This window comes from Nonomuraea aridisoli, from assembly GCF_003236395.1.
GTDB classification, from domain to species: Bacteria; Actinomycetota; Actinomycetes; order Streptosporangiales; family Streptosporangiaceae; genus Nonomuraea; species Nonomuraea aridisoli.
In genome coordinates this window covers 16,493-31,304 of sequence record NZ_POUD01000087.1, presented here as the reverse complement: position 1 = coordinate 31,304, position 14,812 = coordinate 16,493, and the positions used below count along the sequence as shown (strand labels likewise).

Genomic DNA, 14,812 nt, shown 5'->3' with positions numbered 1-14,812 from the left:
GGCTCACCCCGGCCCTGATCACCCACCCCGACGGCACGCTGCGCACCGTCGCCGGCACGATGGGCGGCGACGCCCAGCCCCAGATCCTGCTGCAGGTGATCACCCGCCTCCTGCGGCACGGCGAGGAGCCGGGCCAGGCGATCTCCGCGCCGCGCTGGCGGCTCGGCACCGGCGGCACCGGGTTCGACACGTGGGAGGACCCCGACGCGGCGGTCGTCGATCTGGAAGAGGGCACGACCTGGTCCGACGGACTGGCGGCGCTCGGCCACCGGGTGGCGGCCCTGCCGTACGGCGGCTCGTTCGGCCACGCCCACCTCATCGACGTGCGCCCCGGCGGCATGCTCGCGGGCGCCGCCGACCCGCGGTCCCTGGTCGGGGCGGCGATTGGGCGCTGACCTCGCGGGTAGCCGTGACGAACATGGCTACCGACGTCATCACTCTCATCACGAAGGACCACCGGACGGTGGAAGGGCTGTTCGAGAAGCTCAAGAGCAAGAAGGGCGACCTCAAGGCCACCGTGGCGGAGCTGCACGCGCTGCTGACCGCCCACGCGCGCGCCGAAGAGGACCGGGTCTACCCCGGGCTGGACGCCCACCACAGCGTCGAGGAGCACAAGGAGGCCGAAGTGCTGCTCGACGCGCTCGTCCGCGCCGAACCGGGCTCGGCCCAGTTCGACCGGACGCTAACCGAGCTGATCGAGTCGGTCAACCACCACGTCGAGGAGGAGGAGAGCACGCTCCTGCCCTCGCTGGAGCGGCAGACCGACGCCAAGGGCCTGCAGAAGCTCGGCAAGGCGTTCCAGCAGCGCAGGGCCGAGGAGCTGCAGGCCCTCAAGGCGAACGGCGGCCCGAGCCCGTCGTCCGGCGGCGCGAGCAAGGCCGAGCTGTACGAGGAGGCCAAGAAGGCCGACATCCCCGGCAGATCGCACATGGGCAAGAAGGAGCTGGCGGAGGCGCTCGGGAAATCCGGGTCCTAGGATTCCGGCCCGTTCCCTGGGTAGGGGGCGCGTATGACCGAAACACCGCCTAACCGCCATGGCATGAGCGACGAGCAGGAGATCGAGGTCGACGAGTGGACCGAGGACCTCGGGCTGCGGCACGAGGTTGTCGACGACGATCCCCGGCGCAGGGACACGCTCGACGAACGCCTGCGGCGCGAGGCCAAGGATCGGTTGCGCGGCCCCCGCCCCAAGCACCGGCTGACCCAGCCGGACGAGGGCCTCGAACCCGACGTCGAGGACGAGGAGCTGGGCGAGGACTGGGGCGACGACGCCGATTCCGACGACCTCTCGGCTGAGGAGCGCGCCGTGCGCATCGACCCCGACGAGAACCTCAGGTGAGCCGCCGCAGCGCGGGCAGCAGCGCGTGCAGGTCGTCGACGATCATGTCGGCGGCCCGCGCCTGAGGGCGCTCGGCGTGCAGGTAGCCCCAGGGCCCGCGGCGCAGCAGCGCCGTCCGCATGCCCGCCGCGGCGGCCGGCAGCACGTCGTTGTCGAGCCGGTCGCCGACGTAGAGGATCTCTCCCGGCTCGCGGCCCGCGACCGAGGCGACCTTGGCGAAGAAACCGGGGTCGGGCTTGGCCACGCCCCAGCCGTCCGAGGTGTGCACGGAGTCGGCGGGCAGGTCCATGGCGACCAGGGCGTCGTACGCGCGCCGCGGCTGGTTGCCCGCGATGATCACCTGGTGGCCCTCCGCCCGGAGGGCGGCCAGGGCCTCGCGGACGTCGGGGTAGAGGTCATCGGCGTCGAAGTGGTTGCGCAGGCCGTCAGGGTCGTCGCGCTCCCAGGCCGCCTCCTCGGCGTCGAGGTCGAGGTCCGGCCGGACGAGCCGGAAGGCGTCGCTGTGGGGGCGGTCGAGCGCCGCCATCCCGCCGAGGGCTCCCATCAGCACGAACGGGCTCACCCCGATCCGCCGGGCCCAGCGGGTCCAGATGCGGTCCTCGCTGATGAGCGTCTCGCCGACGTCGAACACCACAGCCTTGATCATCAATCCCCCAGCCGGAAAGACCTTGTTTCATCACGTCGGTCCGGGCACTAGAGGACCGGACAAAAATCTATAAGGGGGATTTTTCCATGCAACCAGAGCGTGATGCGAAGGACCGGCAGCTCGACGAGCACCGTGTTCCGCTCGACGACGTCACCATGACGACCGACCAGGGCATCCCGGTCGACCACACCGACGACTCCCTCAAGGCCGGCATGCGCGGTCCCACGCTGCTGGAGGACTTCCACTTCCGCGAGAAGCTCACCCGCTTCGACCATGAGCGCATCCCCGAGCGCGTCGTGCACGCCCGCGGCGCCGGCGCGTACGGCGTCTTCGAGCTCTACGAGCCGCTCGGCGACCTGACGGCCGCGGAGTTCCTCAACGACACCTCCGTCAAGACGCCGACGTTCGTGCGCTTCTCGACCGTGGCGGGCTCGCGCGGCTCGGCCGACACCGTACGCGACGTGCGCGGCTTCGCCACGAAGTTCTACACCACCCAGGGCAACTTCGACATCGTCGCCAACAACTTCCCGGTCTTCTTCATCCAGGACGGCATCAAGTTCCCCGACTTCGTGCACGCCGTCAAGCCCGAGCCGCACAACGAGATCCCGCAGGCCCAGTCCGCGCACGACACCTTCTGGGACTTCGTCCAACTCCAGCCCGAGTCGCTGCACATGGTCATGTGGCTCATGTCCGACCGGGCGATCCCGCGCAGCTACCGCATGATGCAGGGCTTCGGGGTGCACACGTTCCGGCTGGTCAACGCCCAGGGCAAGGGCACGTTCGTCAAGTGGCACTGGCGGCCGGTGCTGGGGACGTACTCGCTGGTGTGGGACGAGGTCCTGCGCATCCAGGGCAACGACCCCGACTACAACCGCCGCGACCTGTGGGAGGCCATCGAACGCGGCGCCTACCCCGAGTACGAGCTGTGCGTGCAGCTCGTGCCCGAGGAGCGCGAGCACGACTTCGACTTCGACCTGCTCGACGCCACGAAGATCATCCCCGAGGAGCAGGTGCCGCTGCGGCCCATCGGCAAGATGACGCTCAACCGCAACCCGCAGAACTTCTTCGCCGAGACCGAGCAGGTGGCCTTCCACACGGCCAACATCGTGCCCGGCATCGACTTCACCAACGACCCGCTGCTGCAGGCCAGGAACTTCTCCTACCTCGACACGCAGCTGCTGCGCCTCGGCGGGCCCAACTTCTCGCAGATCCCCATCAACCGGCCGGTCTCGCCCGTGCGCAACGACCAGCGCGACGGCTTCCACCAGCACATGATCCACGAGTCGCGGACGAGCTACGAGAAGAACTCGATCAGCGTCGGCCGCCCGGCCGCCATGAACGGCTACCGCCACTACACGGAGCGGGTCGAGGGGCACAAGATCCGCGAGCGCAGCCCCAGTTTCCAGGACTTCTACAGCCAGGCCACGCTCTTCTGGAACAGCATGGCCGACTGGGAGAAGGGGCACATCGTCGCCGCGTACCTGTTCGAGCTCGGGCACGTCGAGCGCAAGGACATCAAGGAGGGCGTGGTCGCCCACCTCGTCAAGATCCACCCGGACCTGGGCGCGCAGGTGGCCGAGGGGCTCGGCCTGCCCGTGCCCGAGGGCGGCCCGGTGCACGCCAACGCCTCCCCCGCGCTCAGCATGACCAACCAGCCGCGCGGCATCGCCACCCGCAAGATCGCCATCCTCATGGCCGACGGCGCCGACGCCGCCGCCGTGACCGCCCTGCGCCAGGCGCTGGAAGGCCAGGGGGCGATCTGCGAGGTCGTGGCCCCCGCCGAGGGCCACGTCGGCGGGCTCCCGGTGGACCGCCAGCTCAGCGCCGCCTCCTCCGTCCTCTACGACGCGGTGGTCGCCGCGGACGGGGCCGCGCTGGCCTCGGTGGGGCGGGCGGTCTTCTTCGTCCAGGAGGCGTTCAAGCACCAGAAGGCCATCGGGGCCGTCGGCACCGGGCGGCAGCTCGTGGAGGCCGCGCGCCTGCCCAACGACGTGGGCGTCTTCGTCGGCGACGACATCGCCGACGCCTTCGCCGACGGCGTGGCCGGTCACCGCTTCTACGACCGCGACATCTTCGCCGTCCCCGCCTGACCCTCGTGACCTTCGGCGCTTCGGCCGCTTCCGCCGTGAGCGGAGGCGGCCGATCGCGTGGCGCGGGCACTCAGCCTCTGGAATACTTAGCGTGTCCGTTCGAATACGAAGGGAAAGATTCCGTGATCACCATGGTCGAGGAAGAGCACCAGACGGAATCCACGCACGCGAGCGTCGCGCGATCCCCTCTCACCGCCCGCGAGTTGTTCGATGCCCTACCCCCCCTCCCCGGTCTCCGGGTGGAGATCATCGAAGGGAAGTTGATCGTGAGCCCCATGGGCACCCCTGAGCACGCCTGGATGTCCGTAGCGCTGCACGACGCTCTACGCCCGTTGGCCCAGCAGCGCGGATGGCAAGGAGCCCCGGGACTGCTCAACATCTGCATCGCCGGCCCCCGCGACTCGCTCGTGCCGGACTACTCCTTGACTCCCCCCGCCTGTCCCCGCTGGGGAGAAGGCGAGCTGCTGTCGTCTGGGCTGATCATGGTTGCGGAGATCGTCTCGCCCGGCAGCATCCGCGCCGACCGCGAGGAGAAGCCGCGCCTCTACGCCATCGGCCGGGTGCCGGTCTATTTGTTGATCGACCCGATCGGCGACACACCGAACGTCACCGTGTTCAGCGACATCAAGGACGACGCCTACCAGACGACCACCAAGGTCGCCATGGGCACGCCGATCACGCTGCCGCCCCCGGTCGACTTCGAGCTGGACACCTCGGTCTTCAAGAGCTGAGCCGCTCCATGACCTTGGCGATGCGTTTCTCCGAGACCGGGGTCGGGGTGCCGAGGGTCTGGGCGAAGAAGCTGACCCGCAGTTCCTCGATCATCCAGCGGATCTCCGTCACGTCCGGGTCGCCGCGACGCGCCGGGTGAAGCTTTTCCAGCAGGTCGTGGTAGTCGTCCTCGACCTTGTGCACGCGGGCCATCCACTCCTCGTCGCGCCACGGGTCCTCGGGCAGCTTGGCGAGGCGGCGGTCGACCGCACGGATGTAGCGCAGCAGGTCGGGCAGGCGGCGGTGGCCGGTGGCGGTGACGAAACCGCGGTAGACGAGCCTGCCGAGCTGGTCGCGCACGTCGTCGGTGGCCGCGCTCGGGCGCAGCGCGTCGAGGCGGGCGCCGGCCTCGTGCCAGACGGAGAGGATCTGCTCCACCTTGCCCAGCACGTCGGCCGCCGTGTCGTAGAGGTGGGCGCGTACGTGCTGGTGGAGGCGGTCGAAGGCGACCGCGTCCCAGACGGCGCCGCCGGCGTCCAGCATGAGCTTGTCGACGGCCGCGTCGACCACGTCGTCGAACAACGCCACCGCCCCGCCGTGCGGGCTGCGTGACAGCGCCAGCTTGGCCTGGTTGGACAGCCCCCCGAGCAGCGACTTGGCCGGGTTGGTGACGTTGAGCAGGAGCAGCCGGCGCACCCCGGGCCAGTGGGAGCGACGCTGCTCGGCCTCCGTCTCGAAGATCTTGATCGAGACCGAGTCGCCCGCGTCGACCAGCGCCGGGTAGCCCTTCATGCGGCCCTGCTCGAAGACCTTCGGCAGGCTGCCGAAGCTCCACTTGTGCAGACCGGTCTGCTCAAGGTCGTCGCCGGCGCGGGAGAGCGTCTGACGCAGGCGCGGCGCGAGGCGGCGCTTGAGCGCGTCGAGGTCCTTGTCCTCGGCCACCGTGCGTTTGCGCTCGTCGATCACCCGGTAGGTGATCCGCAGGTGGTCGGGCACCTGGTCGAGCTGCCAGGCCTCCCGCGGCACGCGCACGCCGGTCAGCCGCAGCAGCTCGCGCTCCACGGCCGCGAGCAGCGGCTCGCCGCCGGGCTTGACCCCGGCCAGCACCTGCTTGGCGTAGTTGGGGGCGGGCACGAAGTTGCGCCGCAGGTTCTTCGGCAGCGACCGGATCAGCGCCGTGATGAGCTCTTCGCGCAGTCCGGGGATCTGCCAGTCGAAGCCGTCGGAGGAGACCTGGTTGAGCACCTGCAGCGGCACGTGCACGGTCACGCCGTCGGCGTCGGCCCCCGGCTCGAACTGGTAGGTCAGCCTCATGCGCTGACCCAGCTGCTTCCAGGTGTCGGGGTAGTCGCGCGTGCTGACGTCGGCGCCCTCGTTGACCAGCATCTCCGGCGAGAACGTGAGCAGGTCGGGCTGCTCCTGCCTGGCCTTCTTCCACCACGAGTCGAAGTGGCGGGCCGAGACCACGTCGGCCGGGACGCGCTGGTCGTAGAAGTCGAACAGCGCCTCGTCGTCGACCATGATGTCGCGGCGGCGGGCGCGGTTCTCCAGCTCCTCGACCTCTTCGAGGAGCTTGCGGTTGTCCTTCAGGAAGCGGTGGTGGGTGTCCCAGTCGCCCTCGACGAGCGCGTGGCGGATGAACAGCTCACGTGACAGGTCGGGGTCGATGCGGCCGTAGTTGACCTTGCGGCCGACGACGAGCGGCACGCCGTACAGGGTGACCTTCTCCAGGGCGATGACGGCGCCCTGGTTCTTCTCCCAGTGGGGCTCGGAGTATGAGCGTTTGACGAGGTGCTGGGCGAGCGGCTCGACCCAGTCGGGCTCGATCTTGGCGTTGACCCGGGCCCACAGCCGCGAGGTCTCGACCAGCTCGGCCGACATGACCCACTGCGGCTGCTTCTTGGCCAGCGCGGAGCCGGGGAAGATGGCGAAGCGGGCGTTGCGGGCGCCGATGTACTCCTGGATCGGGCGGCGGCCGTCGGCGCCGCGCTTCTCCATGACGTCCTTGACGCCGACGTGGGACAGCAGGCCGACCAGCAGCGACGTGTGCACCTGCTGGGGCTCGGCCGGGCGGCTGTTGGGCTGGACGCCGAGCGCCTGGCGCAGCTGGCTGTAGATGTCCTGCCACTCGCGCACGCGCAGGTAGTTGAGGAACTCGGCCTTGCACAGCCGGCGGAACGCGCTGGAGGACAGCTCGTGCTGCTTCTCGCGCAGGTAGTTCCACAGGTTGAGGTAGGCCATGAAGTCGGACTCGGGGTCGGCGAAGCGCCGGTGTTTCTCGTCGGCCTGCTGCTGCTTGTCGGAGGGGCGCTCGCGCGGGTCCTGGATGGACAGGGCGGCGGCGATCACCATGACCTCGCGCAGGCAGCCGTTCTTCTCGGCCTCCAGCACCATGCGGCCGAGGCGCGGGTCGACCGGCAGCGTGGCCAGCTTGCGGCCGATCGGGGTGAGCCGGCCCTGCGCGTCGAACGCGCCCAGCTCGTGCAGCAGGTTGACGCCGTCCTTGACCTGGCGGCGGTCGGGCGGCTCGACGAACGGGAACGCCTCGATGTCGCCGAGCCCGATCGAGGTCATCTGGAGGATGACGGAGGCCAGGTTGGTGCGCAGGATCTCGGGGTCGGTGAACTCCGGCCGGTTGAGGAAGTCCTCCTCCTCGTAGAGCCGGATGCAGATGCCGTCGGAGGTGCGGCCGGAGCGGCCCTTGCGCTGGTTGGCGCTGGCCTGCGAGATGGCCTCGATCGGCAGCCGCTGCACCTTGGTGCGGTGGCTGTAGCGGGAGATGCGCGCGTAGCCGGGATCGACCACGTATTTGATGCCGGGGACGGTCAGCGAGGTCTCGGCGACGTTCGTGGCCAGCACGATGCGGCGGCCGGTGTGGCTCTGGAAGACGCGGTGCTGCTCGGCGGCGCTCAGCCGGGCGTAGAGCGGCAGGATCTCGGTGTTGCGGAACTCCGCCTTGGCCAGGGCGTCGGCGGCGTCGCGGATCTCCCGTTCGCCCGACAGGAACACGAGGATGTCGCCCGGGCCCTCGCCGACCAGCTCGCGGCAGGCGTCGACGATGCCCTGCGTCTGGTCGTCGTCCTCCTCCAGCGGCCGGTAGCGCACCTCGACCGGGTAGGTGCGGCCCGAGACCTCGATGATCGGCGCGTCGTCGAAGTGGCGGGAGAACCGCTCAGGGTCGATCGTGGCGCTGGTGATGATCACCTTGAGGTCGGGGCGCTGGGGCAGCAGCTGCTTGAGGTAGCCGAGGATGAAGTCGATGTTGAGGCTGCGCTCGTGGGCCTCGTCGATGATCAGGGTGTCGTACTGGTCGAGCATGCGGTCGTGTTGCAGCTCGGCCAGCAGGATGCCGTCGGTCATCAGCTTGACGAGGGTGCGGTCGCTGCCCTGGTCGGTGAAGCGGACCTTGTAGCCGACGACGTCGCCGAGGCCGGTGCCGAGCTCGTCGGCGATGCGCTCGGCGACCGTGCGGGCGGCGATGCGGCGGGGCTGGGTGTGGCCGATCAGGCCGCGGACGCCACGGCCGAGCTCGAGGCAGATCTTGGGGATCTGGGTGGTCTTGCCGGAGCCCGTCTCGCCGGCGATGATCACCACCTGGTGGTCGCGGATGGCCGCGAGGATGTCGTCTTTTCGCTGGGAGACCGGCAGGTTCTCCGGATATTTCACGACCGGGATGGCTTCGCGGCGGCGCGCCAGGCGCTGCTCGGCCCGCTCCACGTCGGCGAGGATCTCCGTGACGATCTTGTCGCGCGCGTCGCGCGACCGCACCCGGCGCATGCCGTCGAGCCTGCGCCGCAGCCGCCGCTGGTCACGCGGCATCAACTCGGGCAGGCGGGACTGGAGGTCAGCGAGCGGAGAGGACGGAGAGGACAACGAAGACGTTCCCATACTGCTTCAAGGATATTTGGTCCGGGAGCCAACGGCCCATCGTGCCCGATCAGGCCGGCCGCCCGCATCCCAATATCAGGCGATCGCGGCGCCGATGATGCCCGCTTCGTTCTGCAGCGCCGCGGGTACGACGGGGGTGTCGAGGTGGACGTGCGGCAGGAACTTCTCGGCCTTCTTGCTGACTCCCCCGCCGATGACGATGAGCGACGGTGAGAACAGCATCTCGACGTGCCTCAGGTATTCCTCGACCCGCTCGGCCCACTTCTCCCAGCTGAGGTCGTGCTCCTCGCGGGCGCGGGCGGAGGCGCGGTGCTCGGCGTCCTTGCCGTGCAGGCGGAGGTGGCCGAGCTCGGTGTTGGGGACGAGCACGCCGTCGGTGAACAGCGCGCTGCCGATCCCGGTGCCGAACGTCAGCATCAGCACGGTGCCCCGCCGCCCCCTGCCGTGGCCGAAGCGCATCTCGGCCAGGCCCGCCGCGTCGGCGTCGTTGAGCACGGTCGCCCCGCCGAACAGCTCGGCCGCGTCGGCGCCGATCCACGCGGGGTCGACGTTGGCGGCCGTCCTGACGACGCCGTCGACCACGACGCCGGGGAAGGTGACCCCGACCGGGCCGTCCCAGCTGAAGTGGCGCACGATCTCGGCCACCACACCGGCCACCGCGTCCGGCGTGGACGGCTCCGGCGTCGGGATGCGCAGCCGCTCGGCCGCCAGGGTGCCGGCCTCCGTGTCGACCGGCGCGCCCTTGACGCCGGAGCCGCCGATGTCGATGCCCAGAACGTTCATGGTGCTCCATTCTCCCGGTCGCGCGGGACGCGCTGTTTCCGGTCCTGGCTGAACCCGTTCCCCGCCCGGCGCGTATCTCGCGTCACAAGCGCTCATTAGGAGGCACCGGATGCGGCCACGCATCATCACACTCTGCGCTGTCGCGGCCGTGCTGGGAGCGACTCTCACCACTCCCGCGCACGCCACCACCCCCAGGACTCGATTCGACGTCATCAACCTTGTGTCGGACGTCAAGGGCAAAGCCCGTGTCACCGACCCCAAGGTCGTCAACCCGTGGGGCCTGGCCATGGGCAAGACCCTCTGGGTCTCGAACACCGGGACCGGCACCGCCACCGTCTACTCCGGCACCGGCAAGAAGGAGAAGACGGAGGTCGCGATCCCGGGCGGGTCGCCGACCGGGCAGGTGTTCAACTCCGGTGAGGGCTTCACCGTGAAGGGCAAGCCGGCCACGTTCATCTTCTCCAGCCCGAGCGGCGCCATCACCGGCTGGAACGCCGAGGTCGACCCGGCCAACGCGGTCATCGCGGCGTTCACCCGCGGCGCCGACTACAAGGGTCTCGAACTCGTGCAGACCGACGACGGCGCCTTCCTGCTGGCCGCCGACTTCGCGAGCGGGCGCGTGCACGCCTTCGACGAGGACTTCCGGCGCATCCAGCTGCGGCGCTGGCAGTTCAGGGACACGGAGATCCCCTCGACGTACAAGGCGTACAACGTGGCCGTGGTCAACGGCAACGTGTGGGTCGCCTACGCCGTGCGCGACAAGGCCACCGGCAAGCCGGTCTTCGGCGCCGGCAAGGGTTTCGTGAGCCGGTTCAGCATGGACGGGCGGCTGACCGGCCGCATCGCCAGGACCGGGCTCAACGCGCCGTGGGGGCTGAGCGCCGCGCCGAAGGGCTGGCGTCAGTTCGCCGGCGCGCTGCTGGTCGGCAACTTCGGCGACGGCACCGTCCACGCCTACCAGCGGGGACGGCACCTGGGCGCGCTGCGCCTGGCGAACGGCAGGCCGGTCGTGCTGCCGGGCCTGTGGGACCTGCAGCCCGGCACCGCGGCCACCGGCGGCGAGGGCGCGTTGTGGTTCTCCGCCGGCATCGACGGCGCCAAGCACGGCCTGATCGGTGTGATCGCCCCGAAGGGCACCAAGGTGACCTCCAGCGGCGCGGGAAGCCCCGCACCGAGCGCCAGGCCCTCCCGGAACCCGTACGGAGGCTACTGACCGGCGCCGTCGCCTCCGGCCCGGCGGGAGCGCAGCCCGCCCGCGACGGCCGGCGGCGGCGGTCACATGACGTTTCCGGCGCGGTTGGCGCGAGCCGCGCCGGAAACATGTTCCAGATCGGCGACCAGGCCGAAGTGGTCACTCGCCCAGACGCCCGCCACGGGCTCGTCGAAGATCCGGCGGCAGTCCCGCAGGCGCAGGGTCGGGCCGTTGCCCCGGCAGCGCACGAAGAGGTAGTCGATGCGCCGGCCGGTCTCCAGCGGCCAGTTCCCCGCGCGGACGAGGGGGTTGACGGGGGTGAAGGTGTGGCCGGGGTCGTGCGGGTGGGCCCAGTGCCACAGGTCGCGGTAGGCGACGCTCATCCCCTCCAGCGACTGCAGCCCGCTCCAGAACCGCACGCCGGCCGAGTCGGGCGTCGCGTCGAAGTCCCCCGCCACGACCACGTGCAGGTCCCGCCCGCCGAGCATCTCCTCGATGAGCGCCGCGGTCCGTACGGCCTGCAACTCGCGCTCCCGCTCGTGCCCCAGGCGGAAGGAGGGCTTGTGGTTGACGAACAGCAGCGGCTCGGGCGCGGGGATCTCGGCGAGGCAGGCCCAGCCGGAGAACTCCGACGGGTCCACACGCTCGGTGACGGCCAGCCGCTCCTGCCTGACCTCCCCCGGCGGCAGGCGGCTCGCGATGGAGGCACGGGTGCCGTCGGCCTCCCCGTCCTCCTGGTGGACGACGTGGTAGCCGGGGCCCAGCAGGTCGGCGACCTGGTCGTAGTCGGCCGTGACCACGGACTCCTGGAAGGCGACGAGATCCGGGCGCAGCTCGCGGAACCCCGCTTGGAGCACCTCCCTGCGCCGCTGCCAGTCGCCGTGCCGGGCCCAGAGGTTGAGTGTGGCGATGCGCATGCCAGGGGCGCTACCCGGCGGGGACTGCGGTACGTGCGCCGGGTTACAGTCTGGAACGTGAGCGAACGATCATTCAGCGAGTGGCTCAGGAGCCGGTGCGAGCCTGACTGGACGGCCGTGGTCACCCACCCGTTCGCGATGGCGATCACGACGGGCACGGTCGCCGGCGACGACATGCGGCGCTACCTGGAGCAGGACTTCCAGTTCGTGGACTCCTTCACGGCGCTGCTGGGGGCGGCCGTGGCGAGCGCCGACACGTTCGAGGCGCGGGTTCCGTACGGGAAATTCCTCGGGGCGACGGCGACGACCGAGGAGAAGACGTACTTCCACCGGGCGCTGGCGGAGCTGGGCGGGCGCACGGACGCACCGCCGGAGCCGGTGACGGCGGCGTTCAAGGAGCTCATGGACGAGGTCCGCACCTCCCAGGACTACCTGCTGATCGCCGCGGTGTTGTGCGTGGCCGAGTGGTGTTACCTCGGCTGGGCCTCGCGGGCCGCGGAGCCGCTGCCGGAGAGCTTCGTGCACCGGGAGTGGATCGAGCTGCACGAGGGCGCGGAGTTCCGTGCCTGGGTGGCGTTCCTGTGCGGCGAGCTCGACCGCCTGGGCGCCGGTCTGGGCGAGGAGCGGCGGCAGGAGGTGCTCGGAGTGTTCCGGCGGGCCGTCGAGCTGGAGCGGGCGTTCTTCGACATGGCGCAGGACGGCTAGGACGGCAGGCGGAGCACGGACGCCAGGTCGTCGAAGGTGCGGTAGTGGACGCCGGTCATGCCGAGCGCGCGGGCGGCCTCGACGTTCGCCGGCCGGTCGTCGACGAACAGGCAGCGCTCGGGCGCCACGCCCGCCCGCTCCGCGGCGATCCGGTAGATGGCCGGGTCGGGCTTGGCCACGCCGACCCGGTGGCTGCTGACCACGTCGTCGGCGAAGTACGTCAGCCCGAGCAGGTCGAGGTGGGCCTCCAGCGTGTCCATCGCGTTGGTCACGAGGATCACCGGCACGTGCCGCTGCGCCGCGGCCAGCAGCGCCCTGACCTCTTCGTCCACCCAGAAGCGGATCTCCATGAACTCGGCGACCGCCTGGCGGACGCGCTCGTCGCCGCCGAGCGCCAGGGCGATCGACTCGGCCCACTGCGCCTCCGTGGCCTGGCCGAGCGTGGGCGGCATGATCAGCTCGGGGTCGAAGGCCGTCTTCATCAGCGGCAGGCCGTAGCGGGCCTCGATGGCGGCCTGGGCGGCGTGGTCGAAGTGGCGCAGCACGCCGTCGAAGTCGGACAGGACCGCGTCGAAAGCAAGCACGGCTCCCATTCTGCCGGGCGCGCCCGCCTCTGTCGCGGGCGGACGTTTTTGGCAGATCTCGCCGACGGTGCCGGAGGGACCGCCGGCACTACCATCTCCGAGACAGGATTCGGTAGCGGAACGGTAGGTAATGAGCGATCACCGGCTGCCACGTGAGCTGTGCCAGCTGTTCCCCGACGGCGGCAGGGGCCGCAGGCTGCCCGGAGACCTGCCGCCCGGTGACGTGGTCTGGCCGGATCCCGGCTACACCGGGCAGGGCCGCGCGCAGCGGCCGGCGTTCTGGATGAGCGACGACCCGGCGAGCGGCGCCGACTGGGCGCGGATGCGCGAGTGGCACCCGCACAGCGGCCTGTGGCCGCTGCTGCTGGACGAGTCGGCGCAGCCGTGGGCGATCGGCCAGGTGGTGCCGGACGACCCGCGCCAGATCGACCACTTCACCGCCGAGGGGTTCATGGCCGAGGTGTGGCAGGAGTGGGTGGCGCAGATGCCGCCGGACGCGCTGGAGGAGCTGGAGCCGTACGGCGCGATCTGCCCCGGGCCGGCGCCGGCGGGCGTGCTGCGGGCCGACCCCGGGGCGGTGGCCGACTGGCTCGCGGGCGAGCTGGCGGCCAGGGGCATGCCGCTCGGCCTGGTGGCCGCCGGGCGCGGCGCGGACGCCCTGGCGGTCATGGGCTGGCAGGGGGCGCTGCACCACAACGAGTGGATGGTGCCGATGGCCGCGGTGGTGCGCAGCTGGGAGGACCGGTTCGGGGCGCGGGTGGTCGGCGTCGGCTTCAACACGCTGGACCTCAGCGTGGCGGCGCCGCCGGTTGACCTGGAGCACGCCCTGCACGTGGCCGCCGAGCACTGGACGTTCTGCCCGGACAACGTGGTGCAGGGCCCCGGCGACCTCCAGGCGTACGCCGAGCAGCTCGTCGGCGGCCACGCCTGGTCGTTCTGGTGGGACTGAGACCCGCGCCTCATGGGACGCGGGCCACGGCGCCGTACGTCCCGGACGTGCCGGGTTGTTCGGAGCAGGCGGTGTCGTACGGGCCGGGCCGCCATTCCGGGGCCCACACCAGCCCCGGATCCACCAGCTCCAGATCGTCGAGCAACGCCGCCACCTCCTCCCGGGTGCGGATCGCGTGGCCGGGCAGCGTCATCGCCAGCAGGTCGTGGATGGCGGGCAGCAGCTCCGGCGGGACGGCGTCGAACGTGGTCTGCACGAGCGACAGGTAGCTCCCCTCCGGGACCTCCTGGCGGATGCGTTTGATCACGTAATGGACGTACTCGTCGTCGTTGAGCGCGTGGGTCGACACCAGCAGCACCGCCATCGGCCGCTCCCAGTCCAGGAACGTCTGCACCACCCGGTCGTCGAGCACGTCGTCGATCTCGCCGATGTCGCCTTCGACGACGCGTACCAGGTCGGTGACGGGCTCGATGGTGGCCCTCGCGGCGGCGAGCACCATGGGGTCGTTGTCGACGTAGACGACACGGGCGGCGCCGTCGAGGGCGTCGCGGGCGACGTCGTGCAGTTGCCGGCCCGGCGGCAGGCCGCTGGGCACGCCGCTGCCGACGATCACGAACTGGTCCACGCCGCCGGCCGCCAGATGGCGGACCACGCGGCCCAGAAAGGCGAGCACGGCTCGGGCGGCCGCCGTCGTGACGGGTGCGGCCGCGTCATAGCGCCGCACGGCCTCACGATCCGCCACGAAATTGTTCTTTCCGCCCGCGGCGGCGTCGAGAATACGGGTGATTCTCGCTTGGGTCAGCTCCAGCTTCGCCAGGTTTCGGATGGCACGCTGACGCATTGAGTGTTGCCCCTTTCCCCTCGCCCACTATCTCGGGAAAAGTTGTCCTTTCGGACCCCACTCGATGACCCAGACCATATGATCCTCGCTGCAGGCGAGAAGACAACCGGAAAAGCCATTGGATTTGGGTATATGTGGGTAACCAATGACACGCATAATGATCTCAA

Annotated in this window: 14 protein-coding genes; 8 read left to right on the top strand and 6 right to left on the bottom strand. The window is 70.5% G+C overall.

All coding sequences use genetic code 11. The annotated features are described in order from the left end of the window. The 3 genes from C1J01_RS21520 to C1J01_RS21510 form a co-directional block, all read left to right on the top strand. Positions 1-395, top strand: a 395-nt coding sequence (locus C1J01_RS21520) for a gamma-glutamyltransferase (protein WP_181448888.1), incomplete at its 5' end; no start/stop codon positions are given. A 23-nt stretch (positions 396-418) separates the two neighbouring features. After that, the gene (locus C1J01_RS21515) at positions 419-976 is read left to right on the top strand and encodes a hemerythrin domain-containing protein (protein ID WP_111180783.1); all 558 of its coding nucleotides are present in this window, start codon (positions 419-421) and stop codon (positions 974-976) included. Between the two features lie 63 nt (positions 977-1,039). Beyond that, complete coding sequence (locus tag C1J01_RS21510; protein ID WP_111180782.1) at positions 1,040-1,339, top strand: DUF5709 domain-containing protein; 300 nt, start codon at positions 1,040-1,042, stop codon at positions 1,337-1,339. Here C1J01_RS21510 and C1J01_RS21505 read toward each other — a convergent pair. Then, complete coding sequence (locus C1J01_RS21505; RefSeq protein ID WP_111180781.1) at positions 1,332-1,985, bottom strand: HAD family hydrolase; 654 nt, start codon at positions 1,983-1,985, stop codon at positions 1,332-1,334. The two genes, C1J01_RS21510 and C1J01_RS21505, sit on opposite strands and share 8 nt — an antisense overlap. Positions 1,986-2,071: 86 nt before the next feature. Here C1J01_RS21505 and C1J01_RS21500 point away from each other — a divergent pair, with 86 nt between their 5' ends. Beyond that, positions 2,072-4,075 carry a catalase gene (locus C1J01_RS21500; protein ID WP_111180780.1) on the top strand — a complete coding sequence of 668 codons (2,004 nt, stop codon included), beginning with the start codon at positions 2,072-2,074 and terminating at the stop codon, positions 4,073-4,075. Between the two features lie 131 nt (positions 4,076-4,206). Next, positions 4,207-4,806, top strand: coding sequence for a Uma2 family endonuclease (locus C1J01_RS21495; RefSeq protein ID WP_111180784.1), 600 nt, complete (start codon positions 4,207-4,209; stop codon positions 4,804-4,806). Here the strand turns inward: C1J01_RS21495 and hrpA are convergent. Continuing rightward, positions 4,796-8,674, bottom strand: coding sequence for an ATP-dependent RNA helicase HrpA (hrpA, locus tag C1J01_RS21490; RefSeq protein ID WP_111180779.1), 3,879 nt, complete (start codon positions 8,672-8,674; stop codon positions 4,796-4,798). The genes C1J01_RS21495 and hrpA overlap by 11 nt on opposite strands. A 75-nt stretch (positions 8,675-8,749) precedes the next feature. Then, complete coding sequence (gene ppgK, locus C1J01_RS21485; RefSeq protein ID WP_111180778.1) at positions 8,750-9,457, bottom strand: polyphosphate--glucose phosphotransferase; 708 nt, start codon at positions 9,455-9,457, stop codon at positions 8,750-8,752. A 109-nt stretch (positions 9,458-9,566) separates the two neighbouring features. Between ppgK and C1J01_RS21480 the strand changes: the two genes are divergently transcribed. Then, positions 9,567-10,670, top strand: a complete 1,104-nt coding sequence (locus C1J01_RS21480; protein WP_111180777.1) for a TIGR03118 family protein — start codon at positions 9,567-9,569, stop codon at positions 10,668-10,670. Positions 10,671-10,732: 62 nt separating this feature from the next. Here the strand turns inward: C1J01_RS21480 and C1J01_RS21475 are convergent, their stop codons facing one another. Continuing rightward, the gene (locus C1J01_RS21475) at positions 10,733-11,566 is read right to left on the bottom strand and encodes an endonuclease/exonuclease/phosphatase family protein (RefSeq protein ID WP_111180776.1); all 834 of its coding nucleotides are present in this window, start codon (positions 11,564-11,566) and stop codon (positions 10,733-10,735) included. A 57-nt stretch (positions 11,567-11,623) separates the two neighbouring features. Here C1J01_RS21475 and C1J01_RS21470 point away from each other — a divergent pair, with 57 nt between their 5' ends. Beyond that, entirely contained in the window at positions 11,624-12,271 is a 648-nt protein-coding gene (locus tag C1J01_RS21470) for a TenA family protein (protein WP_111180775.1), read from the top strand. On the opposite strand, the gene C1J01_RS21465 is transcribed toward C1J01_RS21470, so the two are convergent. Then, the gene (locus C1J01_RS21465) at positions 12,268-12,855 is read right to left on the bottom strand and encodes an HAD family hydrolase (protein ID WP_235854578.1); all 588 of its coding nucleotides are present in this window, start codon (positions 12,853-12,855) and stop codon (positions 12,268-12,270) included. The genes C1J01_RS21470 and C1J01_RS21465 overlap by 4 nt on opposite strands. A gap of 130 nt (positions 12,856-12,985) precedes the next feature. On the opposite strand from C1J01_RS21465, the gene C1J01_RS21460 reads away from it, so the two are divergent. Further along, a complete protein-coding gene (locus C1J01_RS21460; protein WP_111180773.1) occupies positions 12,986-13,804 on the top strand; it encodes a DUF4253 domain-containing protein in 819 nt (272 codons plus the stop codon). 10 nt (positions 13,805-13,814) lie between these two features. Here the strand turns inward: C1J01_RS21460 and C1J01_RS21455 are convergent, their stop codons facing one another. Further along, positions 13,815-14,645, bottom strand: a complete 831-nt coding sequence (locus C1J01_RS21455; RefSeq protein WP_111180772.1) for an SAM-dependent methyltransferase — start codon at positions 14,643-14,645, stop codon at positions 13,815-13,817. Positions 14,646-14,812: the final 167 nt, after the last annotated feature.

What these genes read in the sequence shown, in the direction of transcription:
- C1J01_RS21495 (WP_111180784.1), top strand. Translation starts at nt 4,207, where the DNA reads ATGGTCGAGGAAGAGCACCAGACGGAATCCACGCACGCGAGCGTCGCG.
- C1J01_RS21505 (WP_111180781.1), bottom strand. Translation starts at nt 1,985, where the DNA reads ATGATCAAGGCTGTGGTGTTCGACGTCGGCGAGACGCTCATCAGCGAG.
- C1J01_RS21515 (WP_111180783.1), top strand. Translation starts at nt 419, where the DNA reads ATGGCTACCGACGTCATCACTCTCATCACGAAGGACCACCGGACGGTG.
- ppgK (WP_111180778.1), bottom strand. Translation starts at nt 9,457, where the DNA reads ATGAACGTTCTGGGCATCGACATCGGCGGCTCCGGCGTCAAGGGCGCG.
- C1J01_RS21475 (WP_111180776.1), bottom strand. Translation starts at nt 11,566, where the DNA reads ATGCGCATCGCCACACTCAACCTCTGGGCCCGGCACGGCGACTGGCAG.
- C1J01_RS21460 (WP_111180773.1), top strand. Translation starts at nt 12,986, where the DNA reads ATGAGCGATCACCGGCTGCCACGTGAGCTGTGCCAGCTGTTCCCCGAC.
- hrpA (WP_111180779.1), bottom strand. Translation starts at nt 8,674, where the DNA reads ATGGGAACGTCTTCGTTGTCCTCTCCGTCCTCTCCGCTCGCTGACCTC.
- C1J01_RS21500 (WP_111180780.1), top strand. Translation starts at nt 2,072, where the DNA reads ATGCAACCAGAGCGTGATGCGAAGGACCGGCAGCTCGACGAGCACCGT.
- C1J01_RS21510 (WP_111180782.1), top strand. Translation starts at nt 1,040, where the DNA reads ATGAGCGACGAGCAGGAGATCGAGGTCGACGAGTGGACCGAGGACCTC.
- C1J01_RS21455 (WP_111180772.1), bottom strand. Translation starts at nt 14,645, where the DNA reads ATGCGTCAGCGTGCCATCCGAAACCTGGCGAAGCTGGAGCTGACCCAA.
- C1J01_RS21480 (WP_111180777.1), top strand. Translation starts at nt 9,567, where the DNA reads ATGCGGCCACGCATCATCACACTCTGCGCTGTCGCGGCCGTGCTGGGA.